Source organism: Mesorhizobium sp. P2_E10 (assembly GCF_056404235.1).
Map to the genome: position 1 here is coordinate 518,492 of NZ_JBFUEK010000003.1, position 24,974 is coordinate 543,465.

General features: G+C 63.6%; 26 protein-coding genes. 17 read left to right on the forward strand and 9 right to left on the reverse strand.

The window, feature by feature from the left end; all coding sequences use genetic code 11:
- The first annotated feature begins 6 nt into the window (after window positions 1-6).
- Window positions 7-1,560 carry a trimethylamine methyltransferase family protein gene (locus tag AC1D0N_RS11365; RefSeq protein ID WP_477243775.1) on the forward strand — a complete coding sequence of 518 codons (1,554 nt, stop codon included), beginning with the start codon at window positions 7-9 and terminating at the stop codon, window positions 1,558-1,560.
- 81 nt (window positions 1,561-1,641) lie between these two features.
- On the opposite strand, the gene AC1D0N_RS11370 is transcribed toward AC1D0N_RS11365, so the two are convergent.
- The 5 genes from AC1D0N_RS11370 to AC1D0N_RS11390 form a co-directional block, all read right to left on the reverse strand.
- Window positions 1,642-2,001, reverse strand: coding sequence for an SPW repeat protein (locus tag AC1D0N_RS11370; RefSeq protein WP_477243777.1), 360 nt, complete (start codon window positions 1,999-2,001; stop codon window positions 1,642-1,644).
- Between the two features lie 112 nt (window positions 2,002-2,113).
- On the reverse strand, window positions 2,114-2,746 hold the full coding sequence (locus AC1D0N_RS11375) for an NAD(P)-dependent oxidoreductase (RefSeq protein WP_477243778.1): 633 nt from the start codon (window positions 2,744-2,746) through the stop codon (window positions 2,114-2,116).
- Window positions 2,747-2,872: 126 nt separating this feature from the next.
- Entirely contained in the window at window positions 2,873-3,037 is a 165-nt protein-coding gene (locus AC1D0N_RS11380; protein WP_477243780.1) for a hypothetical protein, read from the reverse strand.
- A 141-nt stretch (window positions 3,038-3,178) separates the two neighbouring features.
- Window positions 3,179-4,804, reverse strand: a complete 1,626-nt coding sequence (gene groL / locus AC1D0N_RS11385) for a chaperonin GroEL (protein ID WP_477243782.1) — start codon at window positions 4,802-4,804, stop codon at window positions 3,179-3,181.
- Window positions 4,805-4,853: 49 nt separating this feature from the next.
- Window positions 4,854-5,186 (reverse strand): co-chaperone GroES, encoded by a 333-nt coding sequence (locus AC1D0N_RS11390; RefSeq protein WP_477243784.1) that lies wholly within the window; start codon window positions 5,184-5,186, stop codon window positions 4,854-4,856.
- A 248-nt stretch (window positions 5,187-5,434) separates the two neighbouring features.
- Between AC1D0N_RS11390 and AC1D0N_RS11395 the strand changes: the two genes are divergently transcribed.
- Together AC1D0N_RS11395 and AC1D0N_RS11400 are read left to right on the forward strand one after the other, a co-directional pair.
- Entirely contained in the window at window positions 5,435-5,698 is a 264-nt protein-coding gene (locus AC1D0N_RS11395; protein ID WP_477243786.1) for a hypothetical protein, read from the forward strand.
- On the forward strand, window positions 5,695-5,961 hold the full coding sequence (locus AC1D0N_RS11400; RefSeq protein WP_477243788.1) for a DUF1488 family protein: 267 nt from the start codon (window positions 5,695-5,697) through the stop codon (window positions 5,959-5,961). The genes AC1D0N_RS11395 and AC1D0N_RS11400 overlap by 4 nt, the downstream gene beginning before the upstream one ends.
- A 59-nt stretch (window positions 5,962-6,020) precedes the next feature.
- Here AC1D0N_RS11400 and AC1D0N_RS11405 read toward each other — a convergent pair whose 3' ends face one another.
- The 3 genes from AC1D0N_RS11405 to AC1D0N_RS11415 all read right to left on the reverse strand — a co-directional run bounded on the left by AC1D0N_RS11405 (window position 6,021) and on the right by AC1D0N_RS11415 (window position 6,764).
- Window positions 6,021-6,245: a DUF6500 family protein gene (locus tag AC1D0N_RS11405; RefSeq protein ID WP_477243790.1), complete on the reverse strand. Its 225-nt coding sequence runs from the start codon at window positions 6,243-6,245 to the stop codon at window positions 6,021-6,023.
- Window positions 6,246-6,312: 67 nt separating this feature from the next.
- Complete coding sequence (locus AC1D0N_RS11410) at window positions 6,313-6,504, reverse strand: hypothetical protein (RefSeq protein WP_477243792.1); 192 nt, start codon at window positions 6,502-6,504, stop codon at window positions 6,313-6,315.
- Window positions 6,505-6,551: 47 nt separating this feature from the next.
- Window positions 6,552-6,764 carry a hypothetical protein gene (locus tag AC1D0N_RS11415; protein WP_477243793.1) on the reverse strand — a complete coding sequence of 71 codons (213 nt, stop codon included), beginning with the start codon at window positions 6,762-6,764 and terminating at the stop codon, window positions 6,552-6,554.
- Between the two features lie 234 nt (window positions 6,765-6,998).
- Here AC1D0N_RS11415 and AC1D0N_RS11420 point away from each other — a divergent pair, with 234 nt between their 5' ends.
- The 14 genes from AC1D0N_RS11420 (at window position 6,999) to AC1D0N_RS11485 (ending at window position 22,541) form a co-directional block, all read left to right on the forward strand.
- Window positions 6,999-7,406: a DUF3168 domain-containing protein gene (locus tag AC1D0N_RS11420; protein WP_477243795.1), complete on the forward strand. Its 408-nt coding sequence runs from the start codon at window positions 6,999-7,001 to the stop codon at window positions 7,404-7,406.
- A gap of 173 nt (window positions 7,407-7,579) precedes the next feature.
- Complete coding sequence (locus AC1D0N_RS11425) at window positions 7,580-7,879, forward strand: hypothetical protein (protein WP_477243797.1); 300 nt, start codon at window positions 7,580-7,582, stop codon at window positions 7,877-7,879.
- A 107-nt stretch (window positions 7,880-7,986) separates the two neighbouring features.
- Window positions 7,987-8,652 carry a response regulator transcription factor gene (locus AC1D0N_RS11430; protein ID WP_477243798.1) on the forward strand — a complete coding sequence of 222 codons (666 nt, stop codon included), beginning with the start codon at window positions 7,987-7,989 and terminating at the stop codon, window positions 8,650-8,652.
- A gap of 46 nt (window positions 8,653-8,698) precedes the next feature.
- Complete coding sequence (locus AC1D0N_RS11435; RefSeq protein WP_477243800.1) at window positions 8,699-10,075, forward strand: ATP-binding protein; 1,377 nt, start codon at window positions 8,699-8,701, stop codon at window positions 10,073-10,075.
- Window positions 10,076-10,205: 130 nt separating this feature from the next.
- Window positions 10,206-10,652, forward strand: coding sequence for a hypothetical protein (locus AC1D0N_RS11440; protein ID WP_477243802.1), 447 nt, complete (start codon window positions 10,206-10,208; stop codon window positions 10,650-10,652).
- A 183-nt stretch (window positions 10,653-10,835) separates the two neighbouring features.
- Entirely contained in the window at window positions 10,836-11,975 is a 1,140-nt protein-coding gene (ccmI, locus tag AC1D0N_RS11445; RefSeq protein ID WP_477243804.1) for a c-type cytochrome biogenesis protein CcmI, read from the forward strand.
- Window positions 11,976-11,978: 3 nt separating this feature from the next.
- The gene (gene ccmE / locus AC1D0N_RS11450) at window positions 11,979-12,422 is read left to right on the forward strand and encodes a cytochrome c maturation protein CcmE (protein WP_477243805.1); all 444 of its coding nucleotides are present in this window, start codon (window positions 11,979-11,981) and stop codon (window positions 12,420-12,422) included.
- Between the two features lie 11 nt (window positions 12,423-12,433).
- Window positions 12,434-14,416, forward strand: coding sequence for a heme lyase CcmF/NrfE family subunit (locus AC1D0N_RS11455; protein WP_477243807.1), 1,983 nt, complete (start codon window positions 12,434-12,436; stop codon window positions 14,414-14,416).
- Entirely contained in the window at window positions 14,413-14,880 is a 468-nt protein-coding gene (locus tag AC1D0N_RS11460) for a cytochrome c-type biogenesis protein (protein WP_477243809.1), read from the forward strand. Before AC1D0N_RS11455 ends, AC1D0N_RS11460 begins: the two co-directional genes overlap by 4 nt.
- Before the next feature lie 131 nt (window positions 14,881-15,011).
- Window positions 15,012-16,562 carry a Do family serine endopeptidase gene (locus AC1D0N_RS11465; RefSeq protein ID WP_477243811.1) on the forward strand — a complete coding sequence of 517 codons (1,551 nt, stop codon included), beginning with the start codon at window positions 15,012-15,014 and terminating at the stop codon, window positions 16,560-16,562.
- 319 nt (window positions 16,563-16,881) lie between these two features.
- Window positions 16,882-17,556, forward strand: coding sequence for a response regulator transcription factor (locus tag AC1D0N_RS11470; RefSeq protein WP_477243813.1), 675 nt, complete (start codon window positions 16,882-16,884; stop codon window positions 17,554-17,556).
- A gap of 6 nt (window positions 17,557-17,562) precedes the next feature.
- Window positions 17,563-19,038: a sensor histidine kinase gene (locus AC1D0N_RS11475; RefSeq protein WP_477243815.1), complete on the forward strand. Its 1,476-nt coding sequence runs from the start codon at window positions 17,563-17,565 to the stop codon at window positions 19,036-19,038.
- A complete protein-coding gene (locus AC1D0N_RS11480) occupies window positions 19,038-22,004 on the forward strand; it encodes a bifunctional [glutamine synthetase] adenylyltransferase/[glutamine synthetase]-adenylyl-L-tyrosine phosphorylase (RefSeq protein ID WP_477243817.1) in 2,967 nt (988 codons plus the stop codon). The genes AC1D0N_RS11475 and AC1D0N_RS11480 overlap by 1 nt, the downstream gene beginning before the upstream one ends.
- A 60-nt stretch (window positions 22,005-22,064) precedes the next feature.
- Entirely contained in the window at window positions 22,065-22,541 is a 477-nt protein-coding gene (locus AC1D0N_RS11485; RefSeq protein WP_477243819.1) for an EF-hand domain-containing protein, read from the forward strand.
- A gap of 62 nt (window positions 22,542-22,603) precedes the next feature.
- Here the strand turns inward: AC1D0N_RS11485 and AC1D0N_RS11490 are convergent, their stop codons facing one another.
- Window positions 22,604-24,925 carry a PAS domain-containing sensor histidine kinase gene (locus AC1D0N_RS11490; protein ID WP_477243821.1) on the reverse strand — a complete coding sequence of 774 codons (2,322 nt, stop codon included), beginning with the start codon at window positions 24,923-24,925 and terminating at the stop codon, window positions 22,604-22,606.
- Window positions 24,926-24,974: the final 49 nt, after the last annotated feature.

Sequence of the window (24,974 nt, forward strand, 5' to 3'; positions counted from 1 at the left end):
TTGGCCATGGTCGATGACGCTGCACGTGACGTCAGGCGTGAGCGCCGGCGTGGACGAACCGGCGAAGCCGGCAGCGGGTCCAGCCGCCGGCCGGACTACCGTTCGCTGAAGAATCCGTTCCTGCCGCAACCGATCTTTTCGAACGACCAGGTCGCCGCCATCCATGACACGGCGCTGCGGGTGCTTGAAGAGCTCGGCGTCAAGGTTCTGCTGCCCGAAGCGCGCGGCCTTCTTACCCGCGCCGGCGCCTTGGTCGATGAAGACAGCCAGATGGTTCGCATCGGTCGCGATATCGTCACAGCGGCACTGGCCTCGGCGCCCAAATCGATCCGGGCGCTGGCCGGCGGCCGTTCCCGCGACCTCATGCTCGAACTGGGCTCGATGACGTTCCTGGCTGGAGCCGGCGCGCCCAACGTCACCGATCTCGAACGTGGCCGGCGGCCGGGAACGCTGACTGATTTCGAGGATCTCATGCGGCTGGTGCAGCATTTCGACGTGCTGCACATGCTGGGACCCTGCATCGAGCCGCAGGACGTTGACAATCGTTTCCGCCACTATGCCGTCAATCGTGCGCAGCTGACACTGTCCGACAAGTTCCCGTTCGTCTTCGCCCGCGGCACGCCGCAGGTCGAGGACAGTTTCGAGATGCTGCGGCTGGCGCGTGGTCTGTCCGAGGACGCGTTTCGTTCGGGTGCCCACTGCTACACGGTCATCAACACCAATTCGCCTCGCCAGCTCGACATCCCGATGGCGCAAGGCATCATCGACTTTGCCCGGGCAGGGCAGGTGTCGATCATCACGCCGTTTTGCCTGGCTGGCGCCATGGCGCCGATCACCGTCGCCGGCGCGCTGACGCTGCAGCACGCCGAGGCGTTGGCCGGGCTGGCGCTGGCGCAGATCGTGCGGCCAGGTGCGCCGGTGGTCTACGGCTCGTTCTCGTCCAATGTCGACATGAAGTCGGGCGCGCCGGCCTTTGGCACGCCCGAGCATGTCAAGGCGACGTTGGGCGCCGGCCAGCTGGCGCGCTTCACCGGCCTGCCCTGGCGCTCCGGCGGCGGCAGCGCCGCCAACATCTCGGACGCGCAGGCCGCACACGAAACGCAGTTCGCGCTGTGGGGTTCGGTGCTGGCAGGCGCCACGGTGTGCATCCATGCCGCGGGCTGGCTCGAAGGCGGCCTCAGCGTCTCCTTCGAGAAACTGATCACCGATATCGAGGCGTTGCAAACGGTCGCGGAACTCTGCGCCGCCACACCCGGTGATGAGGATGCGATCGGTTTCGAGGCCATCGCCGAGGTGCAGCCAGGCGGGCATTTCTTCTCGGCCGGACACACGATGGCGCGCTACCGCACCGCGTTCTACGAGCCGCTGGTGGCCGATTGGTCGAATTTCGGCAACTGGACGCTTTCAGGGTCGAAGACAGCGACCGAGCGCGCCACCGACATCTGGAAACGGACGCTTGCCGACTTCACGCCGCCGGTGTCCGCCATCGCCACCGCAGGCATTCTTGATGAGTTCATCGCCCTGCGCACTGAACAAGGCGGCGCGGCGCCGGTCTCGTGAGGTAGTGCGGCCGGCGCATCGCTCTCAGCGATCAGCGGAGCCCGCCGCTCACGCGCCGGGCCCCTCCTTTGTCGTCACCGATCACGCATGCGCGTGCGGGTGATGGACGTCCCAGACTGCCCAGGCCGATGCGGCAACCACCAGCACGCCCAGGATCACATGCGTCGCCATCGCGTCAGCGTTGGCCACGAACCCCAGCAGCCAGGGTGAAACGATCAGCCAAAGTCCGAGAACAAGGTTCACCCACTCTTCCCACTCGGCGAATACGGAGAGCGTCGCGAAGGCCAGCGCGCCGAGCACAACGCCAACAATCCAGGCGTTGTAAGCGGCAGTGGTTTCAGCGGCGAAGCCGATTATCCAGGGTGAGACGAACAGGCAAACGGCTAGGATCAGATTGATCAGATCCTGGCCACGTTTTCCTTCCATGAGTTTATTGGCCATGACAACCTCCATAGAGAAGCTTGACCAAAGCACTATGTTTCGCGTGCACCGCACGCTTAGTCATTGATATAATTACGCTTCAAATGGCCTTCAAGGACCTGCCCCGGGGAGGTCAGCGCAGGATGGCGACCGCCTTGCGCGAGTAGGTGGTATCGTCGAGCTGGCCGAGCATGAAGGCTGCCACATCGGCACGCGCCAATGTCGGCAGCAGGGACGACGCCCGGATGCCATTGCCGTGGTGGAATTTGCCAGTTGCCGCAGCGTTTATGAGCTTTGGTGGCCGCACAATGGTCCAGTCGAGACTGGATTGGACGATAAGGTTTTCCTTCGCCTCGTGATCGGCCACTTCACGACGCAGCACAAGCGGTACGATGATGCCGCCGAGCAGCGGCCCCAATTGCCGCCGGCTGTCGCGGACGCCAAGGAACGAAAGATAGATGAGCCGGGCCGGTCCGGTCCGCTGCATGGCATCGACGATGAAGCCGATGCCGGCAACCACAACCGGGTCGTGTTTCAGCGGAACGCCGACCCCGAGACAGCTGAAAACCGCTTCATGGCCGGGAACGGCGCGCTCCACCGCCTGTTGATCGGCGACATCTCCGACAATCACCGTCAGATTTTCATGGCTGACGGCAAGCTTGCTCGGGGTGCGAACGAAAGCGGTCACCGCATGGCCTTTTGCCAGCGCCGCCGAGACGAGGACGCGTCCAGTCGCACCCGAGGCGCCAAAGATCAGCAGTTTCATCTCCGCCTCCTGGACCAGCCAGGCTTGCGCCCGACGATGAATGACAGGCGCCCCTCGTGGGTGCGCTGCCGTTCACCCGTATCTTAACACGGCGGGCGCCGGTCTCGTGACGAAACGCGGCGCGCCTCACATCGGGCGCTTGTCGCCGGCCTTTTGCGGGTCGCTGCGTATCGTGCCGGTATCGGTTTGTCTGTGCTTGTCGGCGGCAATCCTGCGGATGCGGTCGAAGCGGCTTTCCTCGGCCGGCTTGGTCGCCGGAACGCCATTTGGCTTCGGGACGAAGGTAATCATCTGTCGATCTCCCTGTCGTTGCTGACTGATGGAAGTCTTCCTGACTGGCGGAAATCCTTGGCGCGCCGGGGAAATGCCCCCGGCGGCCATTGTTCTGGTTTGGCCCGTCCGGCTTTGCCGGGCGGGCACTTCAGGCGATGGTCAGTAGCCGCCCATGCCGCCGCCGGCCGAAGCCGCGGCATCCTTGGCCGGGATGTCGGTGATCATCGCTTCCGCGGTGATCAACAGCGCCGCAATCGAGCCGGCGTCCTGCAACGCGGTGCGCACCACCTTTGCCGGATCGACGATGCCGGCCTTGATCATGTCGACATAGATCTCGTTCTGGGCATCAAAACCCTGATTGTGATCCTTGCTGTCGGAGAGCTTGCCGACGACGATCGAACCTTCGACGCCGGAATTCTCGGCGATCTGGCGGATCGGCGCTTCCAGTGCCCGCAGCACAATCGAGATGCCGGCATTCACATCGGCATTGGCGCCGGTCATCCCGTTGAGCACCGACCTGGCGCGCAGCAGTGCGACACCGCCGCCGGGAACGATGCCTTCTTCAACCGCCGCGCGCGTGGCGTTCAGTGCATCGTCGATGCGGTCCTTCTTTTCCTTGACTTCCGACTCGGTGACGCCGCCGACACGGATGACGGCAACGCCGCCCGACAGCTTGGCGAGACGCTCCTGCAGCTTTTCCTTGTCGTAGTCCGAGGTGGTTTCCTCGATCTGCCCCTTGATCTGCGAGACGCGCGCCTGGATGGTCGCCTTCGGGCCGGCGCCGTCGATGATCGTCGTCGTGTCCTTCTCGATCAGCACGCGCTTGGCGCGGCCGAGCATGTCGATGGTGATGTTTTCCAGCTTGATGCCGAGATCCTCGGAAATCATCTGGCCGGCGGTTAGCACGGCAATGTCTTCCAGCATCGCCTTGCGGCGATCGCCGAAGCCCGGCGCCTTGACGGCCGCAACCTTGAGTCCGCCGCGCAGCTTGTTGACGACCAAAGTCGCCAGCGCTTCGCCTTCGACGTCCTCGGAGATGATCAGCAGCGGCTTGCCGCTTTGCACGACGGCTTCGAGGATCGGCAGCAGCGCCTGTAGATTGCCGAGCTTCTTTTCATGGATGAGGACGTAAGGATCCTCCAGCTCGACGCGCATCTTCTCGGCATTGGTGACGAAATAGGGCGAGAGATAGCCACGGTCGAACTGCATGCCCTCGACGACGTCGAGCTCGGTGTCGGCGGTCTTGGCTTCCTCGACGGTGATGACACCGTCATTGCCGACCTTGTCCATCGCCTTGGCGATCATGGCGCCGACGGTGGCGTCGCCATTGGCGGCGATCGTGCCGACCTGCGCGATCTCTGCCGACGACTTGACCTTCTTGGCACGCGCCTGGATTTCCTTGACCACGGCGGTCACGGCAAGGTCGATGCCGCGCTTGAGGTCCATCGGGTTCATGCCGGCGGCAACGAACTTGGCGCCTTCGCGCAGGATCGAAGCGGCCAGCACCGTGGCGGTGGTGGTGCCGTCACCGGCGAGGTCGTTGGTCTTCGAGGCCACTTCGCGCACCATCTGCGCGCCCATGTTCTCGAACTTGTCGGCAAGTTCGATTTCCTTGGCGACGGTGACGCCGTCCTTGGTGATTCGCGGCGCCCCATAGGCCTTGTCGATGATGACGTTGCGGCCCTTGGGACCGAGCGTCACCTTGACGGCATTGTTGAGGATTTCGACGCCGCGCAGCATGCGGTCACGGGCATCGGTGGAGAATTTGATTTCCTTGGCAGACATGATTTTTCATCCAGTTCGTTTGGAGAGCAGCAAGGCATGGACAGCGTCGTCAGGCGGCTTTCTTGGTCGCCACGGTCTTGTCGATGGTCTCGCTCTTGTCGATGATGCCCATAACGTCGGCTTCCTTCATGATCAGAAGGTCCTCGCCATCGATCTTGACCTCGGTTCCGGACCATTTGCCGAACAGGATGAAGTCGCCGGCCTTGACGTCGAGCGCAATCAGCGCACCGCTTTCGTCGCGTGCGCCCGGCCCAACGGCGATCACTTCGCCTTCCTGCGGCTTTTCCTTGGCATTGTCGGGGATGATGATGCCGCCCTTGGATTTGGTGTCGCTTTCCGCGCGCCTGATGACGACGCGGTCGTGGAGTGGCCGAAATTTCATGGGAACTTCTTTCTGGGGCCGGCATAGGCGGCCGCTACCCCCATATAGGCCCGTTGGCACTCGATAGATAGGAGTGCCAAAAATTAATCGCGGGATGATAGAAATATTGGATAGTATTATTCGACCGGTTCAATTCCGGGAATTCGAAGACCGCAAAATAATCCGAAAATTGAAATTTCGCTTCCGAGTGCCTATTTTAGCGGGGAAACGCATTTTCACATTCTCGCGTCAAAAAGGAGATTTCGTCCATGGCTGAAGTCGCTCAAACGATCATGGAAAAAGCTGAGGCACGCTTCGTAGACAAGCAGAAGAAAACCGCCGAGCGCAGCAAGGCGACTGCCGAATATATGTCCGAGGCGAGGCTCCGCGTCATCAAGACGGCCAGGCTGCGCGAATTGCGGTTGGCCAAGGAAGAGGCCGACCGGGTGGCGGAAGCCTTGAACCCGACGCCGAAGAAGAAGCGGGCGGCAGTCAAGAAAGCCGTCGCCGCACCAAAGGGAGAGAAGTCATGAGCCTTACATTTCCCAACCGAAGCCGCAGCTATGACGAGGCGGGCAAGCGTATTCGCTTTGTCGGCCATGACGGCATGTTCCAGATTTCCTTCTCTGTCACCGCCGATGCCATCTCGAAGGCGCCATCGGGGACGGCGACCTCCGAGGCCACCTATCTGGCGGCCTTCGACACGGCGTCCAGCTCCATCCATGACATTGCCAGGAACGCCTATGCGCGCACCCGCAGGAGCATGTATGTGCTGACCGCGGCTGATTTCGGCTAATGCCCGTCGCCCAAAACTGCGCAGCGGTTTTGGGATAACGACATGTATGAAATCTAGGATCAGCCGGCGTCCATCTCCTCGACCATGGCCCGTATCTTTACGGCCCTTTCAAAATGGTCGAGCCGGTGGGTTCTGATCCACCATTCTGCGGCTTCCATGAGAAGTTCGGGATCGTCGTTCCTGTTTGCAAAGAACGCATAGAACGACAGGCCGACGCCGGCGCCTTTCTCCGCGATCTTGCGGTCGCAGACTTCCAGGACCTTCTGTTTCAGGCTCGGTCTCACGGCAATCCCCTGTCTGTAGAACATTTAGCCGATGCGCACCCTTCGGCGGTAATCCGCCCGGCTACGATCAGGTCCCGCGGTCCGCCTTCGCCCGCCGCTTGACGTCTCGGCTGTTCAGCCGGTCGACCGTCGCCTCGGCGTCACGCATGTCCATGCCGACCATCACCTGGTGCTTGAGCTCGACGGGCTGGCCGGTGAAAATATCGAAAATGGTCCAGCTGCCAGGCTGCTCCATGCGCAGTGCGTAGCGGTTTGCCATGCTGACGTCCTTTGATTGCCACGTTCGAGCGACCGACGTCGCCGGCGTCAGGCCTTGGTGATGAAGAACACCGCCGCCAGCACAACGACTGTCCAGACCACCACGGACAGCTTCAAAACCAGGCCACCATGTGCAGACAGGGCCGCCCGCAGGCTGGTCATCGTCTTCTCTAGTCCCTTCGACGCGGTCGGCGCGGCAATCACGACCGGCGCCTTGACCCCGAGTCTTCCGAAGACAGGCAGCACCGATGGCTCGCGCACGAAAATGACCTCGACTGTTTTGGAGAAGACCAAGCGCCGTCATAGCACCGTTTTTCAAACACCTTGCATACCAAATAAAAACCAGCTTGGCCGTAAGGGGCGCCGCTGCCGCCAAGGGCCGCACATGACGACCGGGGTGATCTAGCGCCGGAACATCAGCGCGGTTAGGCTGGAACGAGAAAACGTTGACGGGTGCGCAGCCTGTTCAACTGCGAAGGGCGAGGGGAATGACGAATGACGGCGCCCGGCGATTTGCAGCAGGCCTTGTTCCAGAGATTGAAAAGCGATGCGCCGCTGTCGGCGCTGTTGGCTGGCGCCGGCCTGCTTGAGCAGGCAACCGACAACGTCGCCTTTCCCTACGTGACCTGCGGCCTGACCAGCGCTTTTGATTGGGACACTGGCGCCGATAACAACGCCGATCAGCTGGTGACACTGCATGTTTGGTCAAAGGCCCATGGCGAAGCCGAGACGCTTGCCATCATGGACCGCATCAAGGCGCGCCTCGCCGACGCGGCGCTGGTCATCGGCCCGCGTGGCCAGACACGGCTGTCACTGGAATTCGCCGAGGCCCGTTATGACGAAGATCTGGCCGTCAATCATGGGCTGCTGCGCTTTCGCGCCATCACGCGGGAAGACGCCTGAGCGCTTTCAATATCGGTGAAACGGAGTCTAGACTGGACTTACGCCGGTTTCACCGGGTTGGGCGGTGAAATCTCAGGTTGAATGTCTCGCGTTGCAAGGGGTGTGGCGGGCATGTTTTCAGTAGCCTTCACCGTTCATTTCACGTTCAGCACCGATGCGTTACAACGCTGACCATGACAACGCTTCGCTCCCATCTCCGAACCGCGACACTGGCGCTTTACGCGGCCGGACTGTTTGCGTCGCAGGCGACCGCGATGCAGGTCGCCATGCCCGCGCAGGTCCAGCCGATCGTATTGGCCGCGTCCGACTGCTACGCGATCGGCCAGCAGGTTGCCGAGCAGAGCGGTGGCACGCTGGCCAAGGCGTCGCAGTCGACGCGCGGCGGCCAGCCGGTCTGCGTCATCGTCGTGCTTGTCCCGGGCAAGGACGGACAGCGCCCGCGCCGTTCCGAAATCATCGTTCCGCAGAACTGACCCGATCTTCCATCCTACTGGCCTCCGTTTCCCAGGCTGCTGGAATCGGCCTATATCTGAGCCCAACGCTTCAACAGGCCAACTCTTCAACAGGTATCGATCCCCGCATGCGCGTACTCGTGGTCGAAGATGACAAGGATCTCAACCGGCAGATATCGGATGCGCTGGTCGACGCCGGTTATGTCGTCGACCGCGCCTTTGACGGCGAGGAAGGGCATTTTCTTGGCGACACCGAACCCTATGACGCCGTCGTGCTCGACATCGGCCTGCCGCAGATGGACGGCATCAGCGTCGTCGAGCGCTGGCGTCGCGGCGGCCGCAAGATGCCGGTACTGATCCTGACGGCGCGCGATCGCTGGAGCGACAAGGTCTCCGGCATCGACGCCGGCGCCGACGACTACGTCACCAAGCCGTTCCATATCGAAGAGGTGTTGGCCAGGGTCAGGGCGCTGATCCGGCGCGCCGCCGGCCATGCCTCATCTGAATTGACCTGCGGGCCGCTGCGCCTCGACACCAAGGCTTCCAAGGCCGACGTCAACGGCGTGCCGCTGAAGCTGACCTCGCACGAGTTCCGCCTGCTTGCCTATCTGATGCATCACATGGGCGAGGTGGTCTCGCGCAACGAGCTGGTCGAGCATCTCTACGACCAGGATTTCGACCGCGATTCCAACACTATCGAGGTTTTCGTGGGCCGGCTTCGCAAGAAAATGGGCATCGACATGATCGAAACCGTGCGTGGCATGGGCTATCGCATGCGCGAACCGGAGGCGTAAGGCGGAACCTCTTCCTACAAAGCTGGCCGCCTCAAAAGCGCTTTCAGTGCGGTTCTGGCCGCGTTCGCTGGCGTTTCGCGTCATCGCCTTTTCCACGGTCTGGGCGATCCTGACGCTTGTCGTCATCTTCACCCTCATCACCACGCTCTATCGCCAGGCCAGCGAGCGTGGTTTCGACAGCCTGCTTTCGGCGCATCTGTTCAACCTGATCGGCTCCGTCGGTGTCTCCGAAGGCGGGCAGCTGACCGGCGCCCCCGACCTTGGCGATCTCCGTTTCTCGGAACCGAATTCAGGCTGGTACTGGTCGGTGGAACCGGCCTCGGAGGGCGTGCATGGCGACCTGCATTCGTCCTCGATGACCAAGACCATCCCATCGCCGAGCATCGCCGAAGTCCCCTTCAATGCCAGCTTCCAGCGCAGCTATGCGAGCGAAGGCATCAAGGGCGAGGCGGTGGAAGTGTTCGAGAGCGAATTCGTCCTCGATTCGAAAAACCGTGCGGCGCGCTTCCGCGTCATGGGCAACCAGAGCGAGCTTGAACAGGAGATCGGCAGCTTCCAGCGCCGTCTGTTGACCTATCTCTCCCTATTCGGCGTCGGCATGATCGCCATCAACGCCATCGCCATCCTGCTTGGCCTGCAGCCATTGCGCCGGGTCCGCAACGCGCTCGCCATGGTACGCGAAGGTACGGCGCAAAGGCTCGACGGCCGCTTCCCGGCCGAGATCGAACCGCTCGCCAACGAAACCAACGCGTTGATCGAGAACAACAAGCGCATCGTCGAGCGCTCGCGCACACAGGTCGGCAATCTTGCCCATTCGCTGAAGACGCCGCTGGCGGTGCTCATCAATGAGGGCCGGGCACTCGGCGGCGCCAAGGGCCAGCTCATCGCCGAACAGGCGGCATCTATGCAAAAACAGGTCGACCACTATCTGCAGCGGGCCCGTGTCGCCGCGCAGCGCGACAGCGTCGTCTACCGCACGCCGGTGGCGCCCCTGGTCCAGCGCATGGTGCGCGTCCTGCAAAAGCTCAATCCACAGACCAGCCTCTCGCTGTCCTTGCCGGCCTCCGACATCGTCTTTGCCGGCGAGCGCGAGGATCTGGAGGAATTGCTCGGCAATCTGCTCGAAAACGCAATGAAATGGGCAAAAAGCGCCGTCGCTATCACCGTCAGGCCGGTCGCCGGCAAGGACGGCGCGGCAAACCTGTTCGAGATCGATATCGACGATGACGGTCCGGGCATTCCCGAAGACAAAGCGCGCGAGGCGCTGAAGCGTGGCCGGCGCCTCGACGAGACAAAGCCGGGGACGGGGTTGGGACTTGCCATTGTCGCCGACCTCGTCAACGAGTATGGAGGCGTTCTGGCGCTGGAACGGTCCGTCATGGGCGGGTTGAAGGCGGTGGTTCGATTGCGGAGCCTTCAGTGATACTTTTGCAAGCGGCTGCGTGCAGCCAAATTTCCGACAAATATCAATACTATGGCCACATCAGCTTTCCGATGACGCGGCCCCCGGCTCATCCACAGCAGGCTCTAACTCAAGAAAACCGGTTGTTGGCATGAAGATTCGCGTCGCGCTCCTTTCCGCACTGCTCGCCGTTTCAGGCTGCGGGACGCTGGGCAAGGGCAGTGGCCCGGACATCACGGTCACCGAGCCGCCGGCGACGAACCCTCCGTCCGGCGCCAAGGTCACGGCGACGATCATCTCGGCCATGGCCGGCGGCCTGGTTGGCGGATCGATCGGCTCTGGCCTCAGCGACGCCGAAAAGCGCAGTGCGCTGGAGGCGGAATACAAGGCGCTTGAATATACGGCGAGCGGCCAGAAGGTGACGTGGAAGAGCGACCGGACCGCCCATTACGGCGAAGTCGTCGCCGCCCAGCCTTATCGTGTCGGTTCGCAGGACTGCCGGCAGTATACGCACACCGTCTTTGCCGGCACCGCCGGCGCCACCGCGCGCGGAACCGCCTGCCGCAACGCCGATGGCAGCTGGACGCCGCTGACTTGATCAATGCATGTTGCCCAAAGGCGCGCAGCGGTTTTTGGACAACGACATGCATAAAACAAAGATCGGGCCGGATACTGACCCGGTCCGGTTGATATCGATCAAGGACATGCGGCGCGCCTGTCGTCAAAGCGTCGCAGGACGCCTGTGTTGGCAGGGCAGGGCGCTGCCGCTATTGGATGAGACATGCTGTTCTGGGTCATAGCCGCAATCCTCACGCTGGGCGCAAGCCTGGCGGTGCTGCTGCCGCTGGCCGGCGGCGCCAAGGGTGCTTCGACCGGCAGCGATCACGATCTGGAAGTCTATCGCGACCAATTGGCCGAGCTTGACCGCGACGCGGCGCGCGGCCTGATCCAGCCGGCGGAAGCCGAAGAGGCGCGCGCCGAAATCGCCCGCCGCATCCTTCGCCTGGACAGTGCCGGCCCGGCCGACAAGGCGGCGACGCGGCAGCCGTCAAGGGCGACACGGCTGGTCGCAACCGCTGCAGTATTGGTGGTTCCCCTGGTCAGCTGGGGACTCTACAGCCAGCTCGGCTCGCCCGATCTGCCGTCGCAACCGCTCAGTGAGCGGCTGGCCAAAAACCCCGCCGACAGTTCGGTGGACGAACTGGTGGCGCGCGCCGAGGCGCACCTTGCCGCCAACCCTGCGGATGGCCGCGGCTGGGACGTGCTGGCTCCAGTCTATCTGCGCCTGCAGCGATTTGCCGACGCGGTGACCGCCTATCGCAATGCCATTCGCCTCGATGGCGACAGTGCAGCCCGTCAGGCCGGTCTCGGCGAGGCGATCGCCAACGCGGCCGGCGGCATCGTCTCGGCGGATGCTCAAAGTGCTTTCGAGGCGGCGCTGAAGCTCGATCCGGCAAATCCAAAGGCGTCCTTCTATCTGGCCATGGCGCTGGCGCAGGAAGGCCAGACCGACAAGGCCATTGCGGCCTGGCAAACCATGCTCGCCACGCTGCCGCCGGACTCGCCATGGCGTGGCGCGGTACAGCAGGCCCTGGTGGAATCCGGCAATCGTGCCGTGGCATCCGGCCAGCCGGCGAAAGGCCCTGACGCCGGGGATGTCGATGCCGCGTCCTCCATGTCGCCGCAGGACAGGGAGGCGATGATCAACACCATGGTCGCCGGCCTCGACGAGAAACTGAAGCAAAATCCGCGCGACGCGGAAGGATGGATGAAGCTCGTTCGTTCCTATGTCGTGCTGGGCAAGGCCGACCAGGCACGCGATGCGCTCAATCGCGGTATCGCCGTGTTTGGGGCGGACAGTGATGAAGCGAAGAAATTCACCGCCTTTGCCGCTTCGCTCGGCGTGACGGCGACGGAGTAGACCATGACGCGCAAACAGAAACGACTGTCGGTGATCGCCGGTGGGCTGGCGTTTCTCGGCGCCGCCACCGGTCTCACCTTCTATGCGCTCGGCCAGAAGGCCTCCTATTTCTACATGCCCGCCGATCTGACCACCGCCAGCCTGCAGCCGGGACAGCGCATCAGGCTCGGCGGCCTCGTCGAAAAGGGCACGATCGAGCGTGGCCAGGGCGCAACCGTCGCCTTTTCCGTCACCGACAAGCAGAAATCGGTCAAGGTCACCTACACCGGCATCCTGCCCGACCTGTTCCGCGAAGAGCAGGGCGTCATCACCGAAGGCGCCTTCGGCCCGGACGGCACCTTTGTCGCCGACAGCGTGCTGGCCAAGCACGACGAAAACTACATGCCCAAGGAAGTGGCCGACGGCCTCAAGGCCAAGGGCGTGTGGCAGGAGAGCAAGAGTGAATAGCGGAAACCATCATGGTTGAAACCGGACACTTCGCCCTGGTTCTGGCGTTTGCGCTGTCGCTGGTGCAGACGCTGGTGCCGCTGTTTGGCGCCCGCACCAACAACCAGAAGATGATGGCTGTCGGCGGTCCCGCCGCGGTCACCGGCTTTGCCCTGACCGCGCTGTCCTTCGCCGCACTGGCGACGGCCTATGCAAGCTCCGATTTTTCGGTGGCAAGCGTGTGGGAGAACTCGCATTCGCTGCAGCCGCTGATCTACAAGATCACCGGCACTTGGGGCAATCACGAGGGATCGATGCTGCTCTGGGTGCTGATCCTGACCTTCTTCGGCGCGCTGGTCGCCGTCTTCGGTTCCAATCTTCCGGCGACGCTGCGGGCCAACGTGCTGGCCGTGCAAGGCGCGATCGGCGCCACCTTCTTCCTGTTCATCCTGACCACGTCCAATCCGTTCATCAGGCTCAATCCGGCGCCCATCGAGGGCCGCGATCTCAACCCGATCCTGCAGGATCTCGGCCTCGCCATCCATCCGCCGCTGCTCTATCTCGGCTATGTCGGCTTCTCGATCTGCTTCTCCTTCTCGGTCGCCGCTCTCATTGAGGGTCGCATCGATGCGTCATGGGCGCGCTGGGTGCGGCCATGGACATTGGTCGCCTGGATGTTCCTCACCGGCGGCATCGCCATGGGCTCCTACTGGGCCTATTACGAGCTCGGCTGGGGCGGCTTCTGGTTCTGGGATCCGGTCGAGAACGCCTCCTTCATGCCTTGGCTGGCGGGCACGGCGTTGCTGCATTCGGCGATCGTCATGGAAAAGCGCTCGGCGCTGAAGATCTGGACGCTGCTGCTGGCGATCCTGACCTTCTCGCTGTCGCTGCTCGGCACCTTCCTGGTGCGCTCCGGCGTGCTGACCTCCGTCCACGCCTTCGCCACCGATCCGACGCGTGGCGTCTTCATCCTTTGCATCCTGACGCTGTTCATCGGCGGCTCGCTGGCGCTGTTTGCCTTTCGCGCCTCGCGGCTGACGGCCGGCGGCCTGTTTCATCCGATCTCGCGCGAAGGCGCTCTCGTCCTCAACAATCTGTTCCTGACCACGGCCGCGGCGACCGTGCTCATCGGCACGCTCTATCCGCTGGCCGTCGAAGCCCTTTCGGCCGACAAGATCTCGGTCGGCGCGCCGTTCTTCAATCTGACCTTCGGCCCGCTGATGGTGCCGCTTCTGGTCGTGGTTCCCTTCGGGCCGCTGCTGGCCTGGAAGCGCGGCGATATTCTCGCCGTCGCCCAGCGCCTGATGGCGGCTTTCGCCGCAGCCTTTCTGGCGGTTCTGGTGACGGGGCTGTTCATCGACGGCACATCGGTGTTCGCTGCCCTTGGCGCCGGCCTCGCCTTCTGGCTGATCTGCGGCGCGCTCACCGACCTGGCCGTCAAATCCGGCTTTGGCACTGTCGCGCCCGGCATCATGCTGCGGCGCTTTGCCGGCCTGCCGCGTTCCGTCTTCGGCACCACGCTCGCCCATCTCGGGCTCGGGCTGACGACGCTCGGCATCGTCGGCACGCTGTGCTTTGGCACCGAGAAGATCCTGTCGATGCATGCCGGCGAAACCGTCGAATTGTCGGGCCACACGCTGCGCTTCGATGGGCTCTATCCGGCGCAAGGACCCAATTACAGCGAGGATCGCGGCCGCTTCGTCTTGCTCGGCGCCGACGGCGGCAGCGCGGCCGAAATCACTTCCGCCAAGCGCTTCTACCCGGTGCGTCAGATGACGACGACCGAGTCCGGCATCGAGACGATCTGGTTCAGCCAGCTCTATCTGTCGCTTGGCGACGAGGGCACCGACGGCTCCGTCGTCGTGCGCCTGTGGTGGAAACCGCTGGTGACGCTGATCTGGGGCGGCGGCCTGGTGATGATGGCAGGCGCGGCGATGTCGCTGCTCGACCGCCGGCTGCGCGTCGGAGCGCCCTCGCGCCGCCGCAAGCTTGCGGCATCGGCGAGCCTGCCATGACCGCACGGTTTTCGCTGGCCTCGCTCGTCCTGCTGCTGGCGCTGCTGTTTGCCGGTGTCGCCCAGGCGGTGAAGCCCGACGAGGTACTCGCCGATCCTGCGCTCGAGGCAAGGGCGCGCCTGCTGTCCGAAGGCCTGCGCTGCATGGTCTGCCAGAACCAGTCGATCGACGAATCCGATGCCGACCTTGCGCGTGACCTGCGCATCCTGGTGCGCCAGCGCCTCGTCGCCGGCGACACCGACCAGCAGGTGATGGACTATATCGTGTCGCGCTATGGCGAGTTCGTGCTGCTGAAGCCGCGCTTCAGCATGCGCAATGCCTTGCTGTGGGGCACGCCGGTGGTGCTGCTGTTGGTCGGCGGGACCTTCATCGTGCTGACCGCGCGCTCGCGCCGATCGCTGGCAACCAAGGCGTTGAGCATCGAGGAACAGGCGGCGCTGGATAGTATTCTGCGCCGCGACTGACAGCGGCCGGCGCCTGCCAACATTACAAAAGTTTCATGCACCGGAAATGGCGCCGTAATGTACGCCACTCTATTTCTCTTCACCCGAGGATGCCCATCGAAGAGCATCCCTTGAAAGAGGATACGAGACCCATGAATATTGCCCCCAATTCATATTCCCGCACCCGCAAGCGCTTGATGGCTGCTGCCGCGTCGCTGGCCATTGCCGGCGCCATCGGCTTTGGCGCCGTTGCCACCGGAACCGCTCCCGTTCTGGCCGACGCCGTGCGGGTCGAGGCGCCGCAGGTGCCGGGCTTCGCCGATGTCGTCGAGCGCGTTTCGCCGGCTGTCGTCAGCGTCAAAGTCAAGGCCAAGATCGAGCCGGCCGCCGATGACGGCTCCGACCAGTCCGACGGTCAGGACGGCATGAACAATCTTCCCGACAATCCGCAACTGCGCCAATTCTTCAGGCAATTCCGCGGTTTCGGCGACCAGAATGGCCAGGGCCAGGACGGCATCCGCCGCTTCGGCCATCGCGACCGCAACAACGATCAGCCGCGGCCGGTCGCACAGGGCTCGGGCTTCTTCATCTCCGATGACGGTTACCTCGTCACCAACAACCACGTCGTCGAGGAAGGCTCGTCCTTCACCGTGGTGATGAATGACGGCAAGGAGCTCGATGCCAAGCTGATCGGCACCGACCCGCGCACCGATCTGGCTGTGCTCAAGGTCGATGGCGACGGCAAGTTCACCTATGTCGACTTCGCCGATGATTCCAAGGTTCGCGTCGGCGACTGGGTGGTGGCCGTCGGCAATCCGTTCGGCCTTGGCGGCACCGTCACCGCCGGCATCGTCTCGGCCCGTGGCCGCGATATCGGCGCCGGCCCCTATGACGACTTCCTGCAGATCGACGCCTCGGTCAACCGCGGCAATTCGGGTGGCCCGACCTTCAACCTCAACGGCCAGGTCGTCGGCATCAACACCGCGATCTTCTCGCCCTCGGGCGGCAGCGTTGGCATCGCCTTCGACATTCCGGCCTCGACCGCCAAGACGGTCGTGCAGGACCTGATGAAGAGCGGCAGCGTCGAACGCGGCTGGCTTGGCGTCGAGATTCAGCCTGTTACCTCCGACATTGCCGAATCGCTCGGTCTGAAGTCTGAAAAGGGTGCTCTGGTTTCCAGCGCCCAGGACGGCGGCCCCGGCAAGAAGGCCGGCATCACTGCCGGCGACGTCATCACCCAGGTCGACGGCAAGGATGTCGATTCGCCGAAGGAACTCGCCCGCCTGATCGGCGCCTATTCGCCCGGCAAGCCGGTCGATGTCACGGTGTGGCGTGACGGCAAGAGCCAGTCGATCAAGATCGATCTCGGCAAGCTGCCGTCGACCGACAAGCAGGCTTCGGCCGATCAGCCGGCTGCTCCGGCCAAGGCCGACACGCTGGCCGATCTCGGCCTCACCGTCACCAAGTCGGAAAACGGCAAGGGGCTGGTGGTTACCGATGTCGATCCCGACAGCGATGCCGCCGATCGCGGCATCCAGCCCGGCGATATCATCACCTCGGTCAATTCGACCGAGGTGAACGGCACCGAGGACGTCACCAAGGCCATGGCCGATGCGGTGAAATCCGGCCGCAAGGCGGTGCTGATGCAAATCACCCACGACGACTCGAACCGCTTCGTCGCGCTGCCCGTCGCCAAGGGCTGACGTTCGTTTCGACTTTTCCGGTGCGGCGGTTTCAAACACCCCCGAGCCGCCGCATCGGAAAGCATGGAGCCCGAATACGTTAGTCAGTCATCGTGTTCCGCTCCGGCGGCAGCGGGCCTCCCATCGCCCGCTGCCGCATTTACCTCAGCATGTCGCCCAAAAGTGCGAAGCGGTTTTGGGATAACGACATGCCCAAAACAAAGAAGCATGTCGCCCAAAAGTGTGTAGCGGTTTTGGGGCAACGATAGGCCATTCAGTGAAGGCCATAATGCATATGCCGGCCACTCAATCTTCCAGCGAAATCGCGTATAACGTCTCCATGAAGATTCTCGTCGTAGAAGACGATCGCGAGGCGGCCGACTATCTGCAGAAAGCCTTTGCCGAGGCCGGGCACACCGCCCATGTCGCCGGCGACGGCGAAACCGGCTTCGCGCTCGCCGACGCCGGCGACTATGACGTGATGGTCATAGACCGCATGATGCCGCGGCGCGACGGCCTGTCGGTCATCGCCGGCCTGCGCTCCAGGGGCAATACGACGCCGGTGCTGATCCTGTCGGCGCTCGGCGAAGTCGACGACCGGGTCACAGGCCTGCGTGCCGGCGGCGACGATTATCTGACCAAACCCTATGCCTTCTCCGAACTGCTCGCCCGCGTCGAGGTGCTGAACCGTCGCGCCAGCGCCAAGGAAGCCGAAACCATGTACCGGGTCGGCGATCTCGAACTCGACCGTCTGTCGCATTCGGTTCGCCGCGCGACATCCGAGATCACCTTGCAGCCGCGCGAGTTCCGGCTGCTCGAATATCTGATGCGTCACGCCGGCCAGGTGGTGACGCGCACCATGCTGCTCGAAAATGTCTGGGACTATCATTTCGATCCGCAGACCAATGTCATCGACGTTCACATCTCGCGGCTGCGCGGCAAGATCGAAAAGGGCTTCGACAAGCCGATCCTGCACACGGTTCGTGGCGCCGGCTATATGCTGAAGAGCGGCTAGAACCCGATGGCGTTGTCCATGCCCGCCATCATGAGGACAACGGCTGCCCGGTTATCGGCGCTTTATCTGCTGCTGTTCGCGCTTTGCGCGGTGCTGCTGGTCTTCTACATGACCTCGCTGTCGGCGCGCATGCTGACCGCGCAGACTCAGGAAACCATCAACGACGAAGTGCTCGGTCTCGCCCATGCCTATCAGCGCGGCGGCCTGCCAGTGCTGGTGCGCGTGGTCGAGCAGCGCTCCCGCCAGCCCGGCGCCAACCTCTATCTGATCGCCGATGCCAATGGCCAGATCCTGACCGGCAACGTGCAGAGCCTGGAGCCGGGCGTTCTCGAGATCGACGGCTGGACAACCGAGCCGTTCTCCTACCGCCGCTTTGGCGAAGGCGAGCTGGAGCGGCAACGCAATCCGGCGGCTGACCAGAACGCAACGCCAGCCGACCCGAACGACGTCCAGGTCGAAGGCGAAAAGGGCCACAACGCCATTGCGCTGGTGCTGCGCCTGCCCAACCAGATGATCATGCTAGTCGGACGCGATCTCGGCGAGCCGGAGCGCTTCCGTGCCGTCATTCGCCGTGCCTTGATGCTGGCGCTGGGCATGATGGGGCTTGGCGGGCTGCTGATCTGGTTCTTCGTCGGCCGCGCCGCGCTGAAGCGCATCGACAGCGTGTCGGAGGCCAGCCGCCGCATCATGGGCGGTGACCTGACAGGCCGGCTGCCGGTCACCGGCGCGGGTGACGAGTTCGACCGGCTGTCGGAAAACCTCAATTCCATGCTGGCCAGGATCGCGACGCTCAACGAGGGGCTGAAGCAGGTTTCCGACAACATTGCCCATGACCTGAAGACGCCGCTGACCAGGCTGCGCAACCGCGCCGAAGCGACGCTTTCCGGCAAGCACAAGACATCAGACTACAGGCAGGCGCTGGAAAGCACGATTACCGAGTCCGATCAGCTGATAAAGACCTTCAACGCTATCCTGATGATCTCGCGGCTGGAGGCAGGCTATTCCTCCGAGAGCACCAGCCGGGTCGATCTGGCGGCCGCGGTGCGCGATGTCGTCGAGCTCTACGAGCCGGTGGCGGAGGAAGCTTGTGTGGTGATCGAGACCGCCGTGGAAGGTGACTTCGCCGTCAACGGCAATCGCGAGCTGATCGGCCAGGCGCTGTCGAACATCGTCGACAACGCCATCAAATATTCCACCGACGCGACCGACAAGCCCACGGTTCGGGTGGCGTTGGAGCGCGTCGGCGGAGAGATCAGGCTCTCGGTGACCGACAATGGCCAGGGCATTCCCGACGATGCCGACCGCGCCAGGGCGACCGAGCGTTTCGTGCGGTTGGAGAAAAGCCGTTCGCAGCCGGGCTCCGGCCTCGGCTTGAGCCTCGCCAAGGCGATCATGACATTCCACAACGGACGGCTTGATCTTCTGCCTGTAAATCCCGGATTGTCCGTTGTCATGAGTTTTCCCGAACGGGAGAACATCTGATGGCGGTGAGGGCGGTCGTGCAACGGATCGAAACGGACTGGCTGTTGAAGCCGGCGGCAAGGCTCGAGCCGCTGGACGAAAGCCGTGCCCGGCGGGAACTGTCGGAGATCGCCTCCGCCGCCCACGACGAGGACTTGCCGCGGCTGGCGAAGTTCCTGGCCGGCGAGGGCGCCGCTCAGCATTTTCTCGCCGCTGTGTTCGACCTGTCGCCGTTCCTGCGCGACACGGTGCGTCGCCGGCCGCAAATCCTCGACGCGCTGTTCGACGAGACGGTCGAGACCCGGCTGACGGCGATCCTGGCCGGGATCGACAAGGCGTCGCGCACCGAGACCGTCTCGGAATCGAGCCTGATGATGGAACTGCGCCAATCGAAGGCGGAAGCGCATGTCCTCATCGCGCTGGCTGATCTCGCCGGCGAGGCCGAGACGGCGCTGACGGTTCGGCGATTGAGCGATCTCGCCGATGCCTGCACGCGCGCCGCCGTCGATTTCCTGCTGCGCGACGCGCATCAGCAAGGCAAGCTCAGACTGCCCGACCCTCAGCAGCCGGCGCGGCAGTCGGGCTGGATCCTGCTCGGCATGGGCAAGCTTGGCGCGCATGAACTGAACTATTCCTCGGATATCGATCTTGTCGTTTTCTTCGATCCGGATGCACCGGCAATCGTCGATCCGCTCGATGCGACGGAACTGTTTGCGCGCCTGACCCGGCGGCTGGTCCGCATCCTGCAGGACCGCACCGAACACGGTTATGTCTTCCGCACCGATCTCAGGCTGCGGCCCGATCCCGGCTCGACGCCGCTGGCGATTCCGGTCGAGGCGGCGCTGCGCTACTATGAGGCGCGTGGCCAGAACTGGGAGCGCGCCGCCATGATCAAGGCGCGGCCCGTGGCCGGCGATCTCGCCGCCGGTGATGCCTTCCTGAGGGAGTTGCAGCCCTATATCTGGCGCAAATACATGGACTACGCGGCGATTGCCGATGTCCATTCGATCAAGCGCCAGATCCACGCCCATAAGGGCCATGGCGAGATCGCGGTGAAGGGCCACAACGTCAAGCTCGGCCGCGGCGGCATTCGCGAGATCGAGTTCTTCGTCCAGACGCAGCAGTTGATCGCCGGCGGCCGCTTCCCCGAACTGCGCGGCCGCGAGACCGTGCCGATGCTCGGCCAGCTGGCCGTGCGCGGCTGGATCACCGCCGATGCCCGCGACGCGCTCACCAAACAATACTGGTTCCTGCGGCGCGTGGAGCACGCCATCCAGATGGTCGCCGACGAGCAGACGCATATCCTGCCTGATAGCGACGAGGGGCTGGAGCGCATCGCCCGCATGCTCGGTTTTGCCGACGCGGCGGCCTTTGCCGAGGCATTCCGAGCCGCGCTGCATCAGGTCGAGCGCCACTATGCGGCCCTGTTCGAAACCGCACCCGAACTCTCGGCCGGCATCGGCAATCTGGTCTTCACTGGCGATGTCGACGACCCCGACACGTTGAAGACCTTGAGCGGCCTCGGCTTTCAGCGGCCAAGCGACATTTGCCGCGTCATCCGTGGCTGGCACTTCGGCCGCTACCGGGTCACCCGGTCGGCGGAAGCACGCGAGCGGCTGACGGAACTGACGCCAGCGCTGCTGCAGTCCTTTGGCCAGACCCGCAGGGCAGACGAAGCGGTGATGCGCTTCGACGAGTTCCTCGCCGGCCTGCCCGCCGGCATCCAGTTGTTTTCGCTGCTGCAGTCCAATCCGGCGCTGCTCAAGCTGATGGCGACGATCATGGGCGCGGCCCCCAGGCTGGCCGCGATCATCACCCGACGCCCGCATGTCTTCGACGGCCTGCTCGATCCGGCGTTGCTCACCGAATTGCCCAACCGCGCCTATTTGTCGGCGCGGCTTTCCGCCTTCCTCGAAGGCGACAGAGCCTATGAGGACGTGCTCGACCGCTTGCGCATCTTCGCCTCGGAGCAAAAATTCCTGATTGGCGTCAGGCTGCTTGCCGGATCGATCGATCCGGCCCGTGCCGGCCGCGCCTTTTCCGATCTCGCCGATCTCACCATCGAAGCAGCCATGCTGGCGGTCACCGCCGAATTCGCGCGGCGCCACGGCCGCATCGCCGGCGGCACGGTTTCGCTGCTTGGCATGGGCAAGCTCGGCAGCCGCGAACTGACGGCGGGCTCCGATGTCGATCTGATCCTGCTCTACGATCACGACGCCGACGCCGACGAGTCCGACGGCGACAAGCCGCTCGCGCCATCGCATTACTACACCCGCATGACGCAGCGGCTGATCGCTGCCGTCTCCGCGCCGACGGCCGAGGGCGTTCTCTACGAACTCGATCTTCGCCTGCGGCCATCCGGCAACAAGGGACCGGTCGCCACCCATATCGATGCCTTCAAGAAGTACCAGCGCCAGGAGGCCTGGACCTGGGAGCACATGGCGCTGGTGCGAGCCCGTGCCATTGGCGGCGACGCAGCACTTTGCGCCGAGGTCGAGGCCGAGGTGGCGGCGGTGCTCGCTCTACCGCGCGATGGGACCAAGGTGATGGCCGAGGCAAGCGAGATGCGTGCGATGATCGAGAAGGAGAAACCGCCACGCGATCTCTGGGACATCAAGCTGATCCCCGGTGGTCTCATCGATCTCGAATTCATCGCGCAGGTGGCGGTGATCACGGGAAAGGTCGAAGCCGGCCGCCGTGCGACCGGGACAACCGAAATCCTGTCCCGCCTGGCGCCGGATTTTGCTGAAGTCCAGGTCCGGCAGGAGCTTGGTGAAGCCTACGCGCTCTATCTGGCGCTGACCCAGATGACGCGGCTCTGCCTCACCGGCGTGTTCGAGCGCGACGATGTTCCGCCTGGGCTCTCGGATCTGCTTCTGGCGGTCACCGACCTGCCGGATTTCGGTGTGCTGGAAGCACACCTCAAAGAGACGTCGCAAAGGGTCAGAAAGGAATTTGACCTTCTGCTTCGTACGAAACGACCGTGACGGCAACGGCCGCACGTTCTGTTTCGAGCATCGGGGGTGACGATGCAACAGGAGAAGACCATGAGAACGACAACCAGACTTGCAATCGCTTTCGTCGCCCTGGCCGGCGCCGCCGGCTCGGTGGCCTATGCCGACGAACACTACGGCGGCGGCGGGCCGCGTCACGGCATGATGATGCGCCTCGACAAGGCAATGAAGGATTCAAACGGCACCATCACTTTTGACCAGTTCTCCGACGCCATGAACGATCGACTGAAGAAGATCGTCGCCGACAATGGTGGCAAGCTGACCGTGGCGCAGCTCGCCGACGCGCTGGAGAAGGCGCGCTTCGAGCAGATGGCCAAGCGCATCATCGCCCGCTACGACTCCAAGGGCGACGGCACGCTGACGACCGACGACATCACCAGCCGTGAGAAGAAGGTCTTCGCCATGCTCGACAAGAACAATGACGGCAAGATCGAAAAGAGCGAACTGCCGAAAGGCGGCCGTATGAGCCATCGCCGCCAATGGGGCGGTGGCGACGACAGCATGGAGTAAATCGGTGACAAAAGCTCCGGCGGTGCGAGCTGCCGGAGCCTTGTTTTCGGTACGTTCAGGATTCAGGCGGCGGCCTTCACCGGCTGCGACGACTTCTTGATCGGGATGCGCACCGACACGATCGTGCCGACGCCTTCGGTCGAGCGGATTTTGAGCGCACCGCCCTGCAGCTCGGCCAGCGAGCGCGAGATGGCGAGGCCAAGGCCGGAGCCGGCATGGCTCTTGGAAAACTGGTTCTGCACCTGTTCGAACGGCCGGCCGAGTTTGCCCAGCGCCTCCTTCGGAATGCCGCAGCCATTGTCCTCGATGGTCAGCACCAGCGCGCCGGATGTGTTGCGGGCGCGCACCGAAATGTGGCCGCCCTGGCCGGTGAATTTCACCGCATTTGATAGCAGGTTGATGGCGATCTGCTTGATCGCCCGGCGATCGGCGAACAGCGTCATCGCATCGGCGATGCGGGTTTCCACCGTGATCGATTTTTCCGCCGCTTGCAGCGAGACGACGCGCACCGTCTCCTTGATCAGCGGACAGAGATCGATTTCCTCGCGGTCCATCGAGAATTGGCCAGCCTCGATCTTCGACATGTCGAGTATGTCGTTGATGACGCCCAGCAGATACTTGCCGCTGCCGTTGATGTCGGTGGCATATTCCTCGTAGCGCGACGAACCGAGCGGCCCGAACAGGCCCTGTTCCATTAGTTCCGAAAAGCCGATAATGGCGTTGAGCGGCGTGCGCAATTCGTGGGACATGTTGGCCAGGAACTCGGATTTGGCCCGGTTCGCCGCCTCGGCGCGCTCGGTTTCCTTCATGTATTTGCGGTTGAGCTCGACCAGTTCGCGCGAGCGTTCTTCCTCCGCGCGCCGGGCAAGGCTGAGATCGTGGATGGTCGCCATCAGCCGGCGCTCGCTGTCGACCAGCTTTTCCTGGTGCAGCTTGATTTGGGTGATGTCGGAGCCGACCGAGACGGTGCCGCCGTCGCGGGTGCGCAATTCATTGACCTGCAGCCAGCGGCCATCGGCGAGCTGCCGCTCGAAGGTGGCGCCGCCCTGCGGGCCATTGCTGTTGGCAAGCCGCCGTTCCGAGGCGAAGGCCAGCATGCGTTCTTCCAGCACGGCGCGCGAGGCGCCCGGCATCACGTCGCGGTCCGACAGGCCGTTGTCCTGCTGGTATTTGGAATTGCACATGATCAGCCGCTGGGTGGCATCCCACAGCACGAAGGATTCGTTGATGTTCTCGATGGCGGTGCGCAGCCGCAGGTCCGCCGCCTCGGAGCGCAGCGCCAGGTGCCGTTGCTCGGTAACGTCGACGGCGATGCCGATCAGCTGGATCTCCGGCGCTTCCGGGTCGATGACTTGCGCCCTGGCGCGCATCCACACCCACTGGCCGTCGGCATGGCGCATGCGGAACACCTGGTCAATATGGTCGATCTCGCGTTCGACGATCCGGTTGGCGAGCTGGAACAGGTCGCCATCCTCGGGATGGATGATTTCGTCGACCTCGCCGAAAGACAGCATGGTATCGCAAGGCTCATAGCCCAGCATGTCGTACATCGAGCGCGACCAGTACATCTTGCCGCGCACCATGTCCCAGTCCCACAGGCCGCAGCGGCCGCGAACCAGCGCCATGTCGATGCGCTGGTGCGCTTCGAGATAGATACGGTCGGCTGTCTGGGCGCGGGATGCCTGGCCGAAATAGGCGTAGAGGATGATGATCAGCACACCGGCCGTCAGCACGAACAGGGTGACGTTGAGCGAGACCGTCTTGCGCCAGGTATCGAAGATCGCTTCCTGCGGCACCAGCACTGCCGCGGCATTCTTCCTGTCCTTGGTCAGGCTGACAGCGGCAAACCAGTCCTGTCCGCCGATGCTGACATTCATGACCCCGGCGCGGTCGCCGAACATGAACAACGGCTGGCCGCCCTGGACGAGGCCGTCGAGCGACCGTCCCTGCCAGCCTGTCGTCAGCGGCGACACCGCTACGATCTTGAAGGCGCCGTCGGTGATGGCAAGCACATGGCTGCGGCCCATCGCGCCCTGGCGGCTGGTGTTCTCCAGAAGATCCTGGACGGCGCCGGATGCGGCATTCGGATCGGCCGCGATCGCGCTGGCCATTTGACCGGCGGCCAGCGACAGGATCGCCTTGGCGTCGCGCTCGACATCGTCACGCTCGTTCATCAGCGACAGGACCCGCAGCGCCGCAATGACAATCAGAAAGGTGATGATGAGAGCCGGTATCGATCGGCGCAGCAGCGGTTCGGCTGCCAGGAGCCGTCGGTAGGCAGGTTCGGCGATGAGCCGCGTGTTGCCGGCGAGACCGTCGCCTCGCGCCTCGCGCCGTTCAAAAGCCGTCCCTTCGGGCGCGCCCCACGCGTCCGCCTTGGCCATAAATGGCACTCCCCGAATTTCCGTACGCTTGACGATCCGGCAACACCGC

Bases quoted from the DNA above. Each gene is read 5' to 3' on its own strand.
- AC1D0N_RS11365 (WP_477243775.1), top strand. From the start codon at position 7: ATGGTCGATGACGCTGCACGTGACGTCAGGCGTGAGCGCCGGCGTGGA.
- AC1D0N_RS11370 (WP_477243777.1), bottom strand. From the start codon at position 2,001: ATGGCCAATAAACTCATGGAAGGAAAACGTGGCCAGGATCTGATCAAT.
- AC1D0N_RS11375 (WP_477243778.1), bottom strand. From the start codon at position 2,746: ATGAAACTGCTGATCTTTGGCGCCTCGGGTGCGACTGGACGCGTCCTC.
- AC1D0N_RS11380 (WP_477243780.1), bottom strand. From the start codon at position 3,037: ATGATTACCTTCGTCCCGAAGCCAAATGGCGTTCCGGCGACCAAGCCG.
- groL (WP_477243782.1), bottom strand. From the start codon at position 4,804: ATGTCTGCCAAGGAAATCAAATTCTCCACCGATGCCCGTGACCGCATG.
- AC1D0N_RS11390 (WP_477243784.1), bottom strand. From the start codon at position 5,186: ATGAAATTTCGGCCACTCCACGACCGCGTCGTCATCAGGCGCGCGGAA.
- AC1D0N_RS11395 (WP_477243786.1), top strand. From the start codon at position 5,435: ATGGCTGAAGTCGCTCAAACGATCATGGAAAAAGCTGAGGCACGCTTC.
- AC1D0N_RS11400 (WP_477243788.1), top strand. From the start codon at position 5,695: ATGAGCCTTACATTTCCCAACCGAAGCCGCAGCTATGACGAGGCGGGC.
- AC1D0N_RS11410 (WP_477243792.1), bottom strand. From the start codon at position 6,504: ATGGCAAACCGCTACGCACTGCGCATGGAGCAGCCTGGCAGCTGGACC.
- AC1D0N_RS11420 (WP_477243795.1), top strand. From the start codon at position 6,999: ATGACGGCGCCCGGCGATTTGCAGCAGGCCTTGTTCCAGAGATTGAAA.
- AC1D0N_RS11425 (WP_477243797.1), top strand. From the start codon at position 7,580: ATGACAACGCTTCGCTCCCATCTCCGAACCGCGACACTGGCGCTTTAC.
- AC1D0N_RS11430 (WP_477243798.1), top strand. From the start codon at position 7,987: ATGCGCGTACTCGTGGTCGAAGATGACAAGGATCTCAACCGGCAGATA.
- AC1D0N_RS11440 (WP_477243802.1), top strand. From the start codon at position 10,206: ATGAAGATTCGCGTCGCGCTCCTTTCCGCACTGCTCGCCGTTTCAGGC.
- ccmI (WP_477243804.1), top strand. From the start codon at position 10,836: ATGCTGTTCTGGGTCATAGCCGCAATCCTCACGCTGGGCGCAAGCCTG.
- ccmE (WP_477243805.1), top strand. From the start codon at position 11,979: ATGACGCGCAAACAGAAACGACTGTCGGTGATCGCCGGTGGGCTGGCG.
- AC1D0N_RS11455 (WP_477243807.1), top strand. From the start codon at position 12,434: ATGGTTGAAACCGGACACTTCGCCCTGGTTCTGGCGTTTGCGCTGTCG.
- AC1D0N_RS11460 (WP_477243809.1), top strand. From the start codon at position 14,413: ATGACCGCACGGTTTTCGCTGGCCTCGCTCGTCCTGCTGCTGGCGCTG.
- AC1D0N_RS11465 (WP_477243811.1), top strand. From the start codon at position 15,012: ATGAATATTGCCCCCAATTCATATTCCCGCACCCGCAAGCGCTTGATG.
- AC1D0N_RS11470 (WP_477243813.1), top strand. From the start codon at position 16,882: ATGAAGATTCTCGTCGTAGAAGACGATCGCGAGGCGGCCGACTATCTG.
- AC1D0N_RS11475 (WP_477243815.1), top strand. From the start codon at position 17,563: ATGGCGTTGTCCATGCCCGCCATCATGAGGACAACGGCTGCCCGGTTA.
- AC1D0N_RS11480 (WP_477243817.1), top strand. From the start codon at position 19,038: ATGGCGGTGAGGGCGGTCGTGCAACGGATCGAAACGGACTGGCTGTTG.
- AC1D0N_RS11485 (WP_477243819.1), top strand. From the start codon at position 22,065: ATGAGAACGACAACCAGACTTGCAATCGCTTTCGTCGCCCTGGCCGGC.
- AC1D0N_RS11490 (WP_477243821.1), bottom strand. From the start codon at position 24,925: ATGGCCAAGGCGGACGCGTGGGGCGCGCCCGAAGGGACGGCTTTTGAA.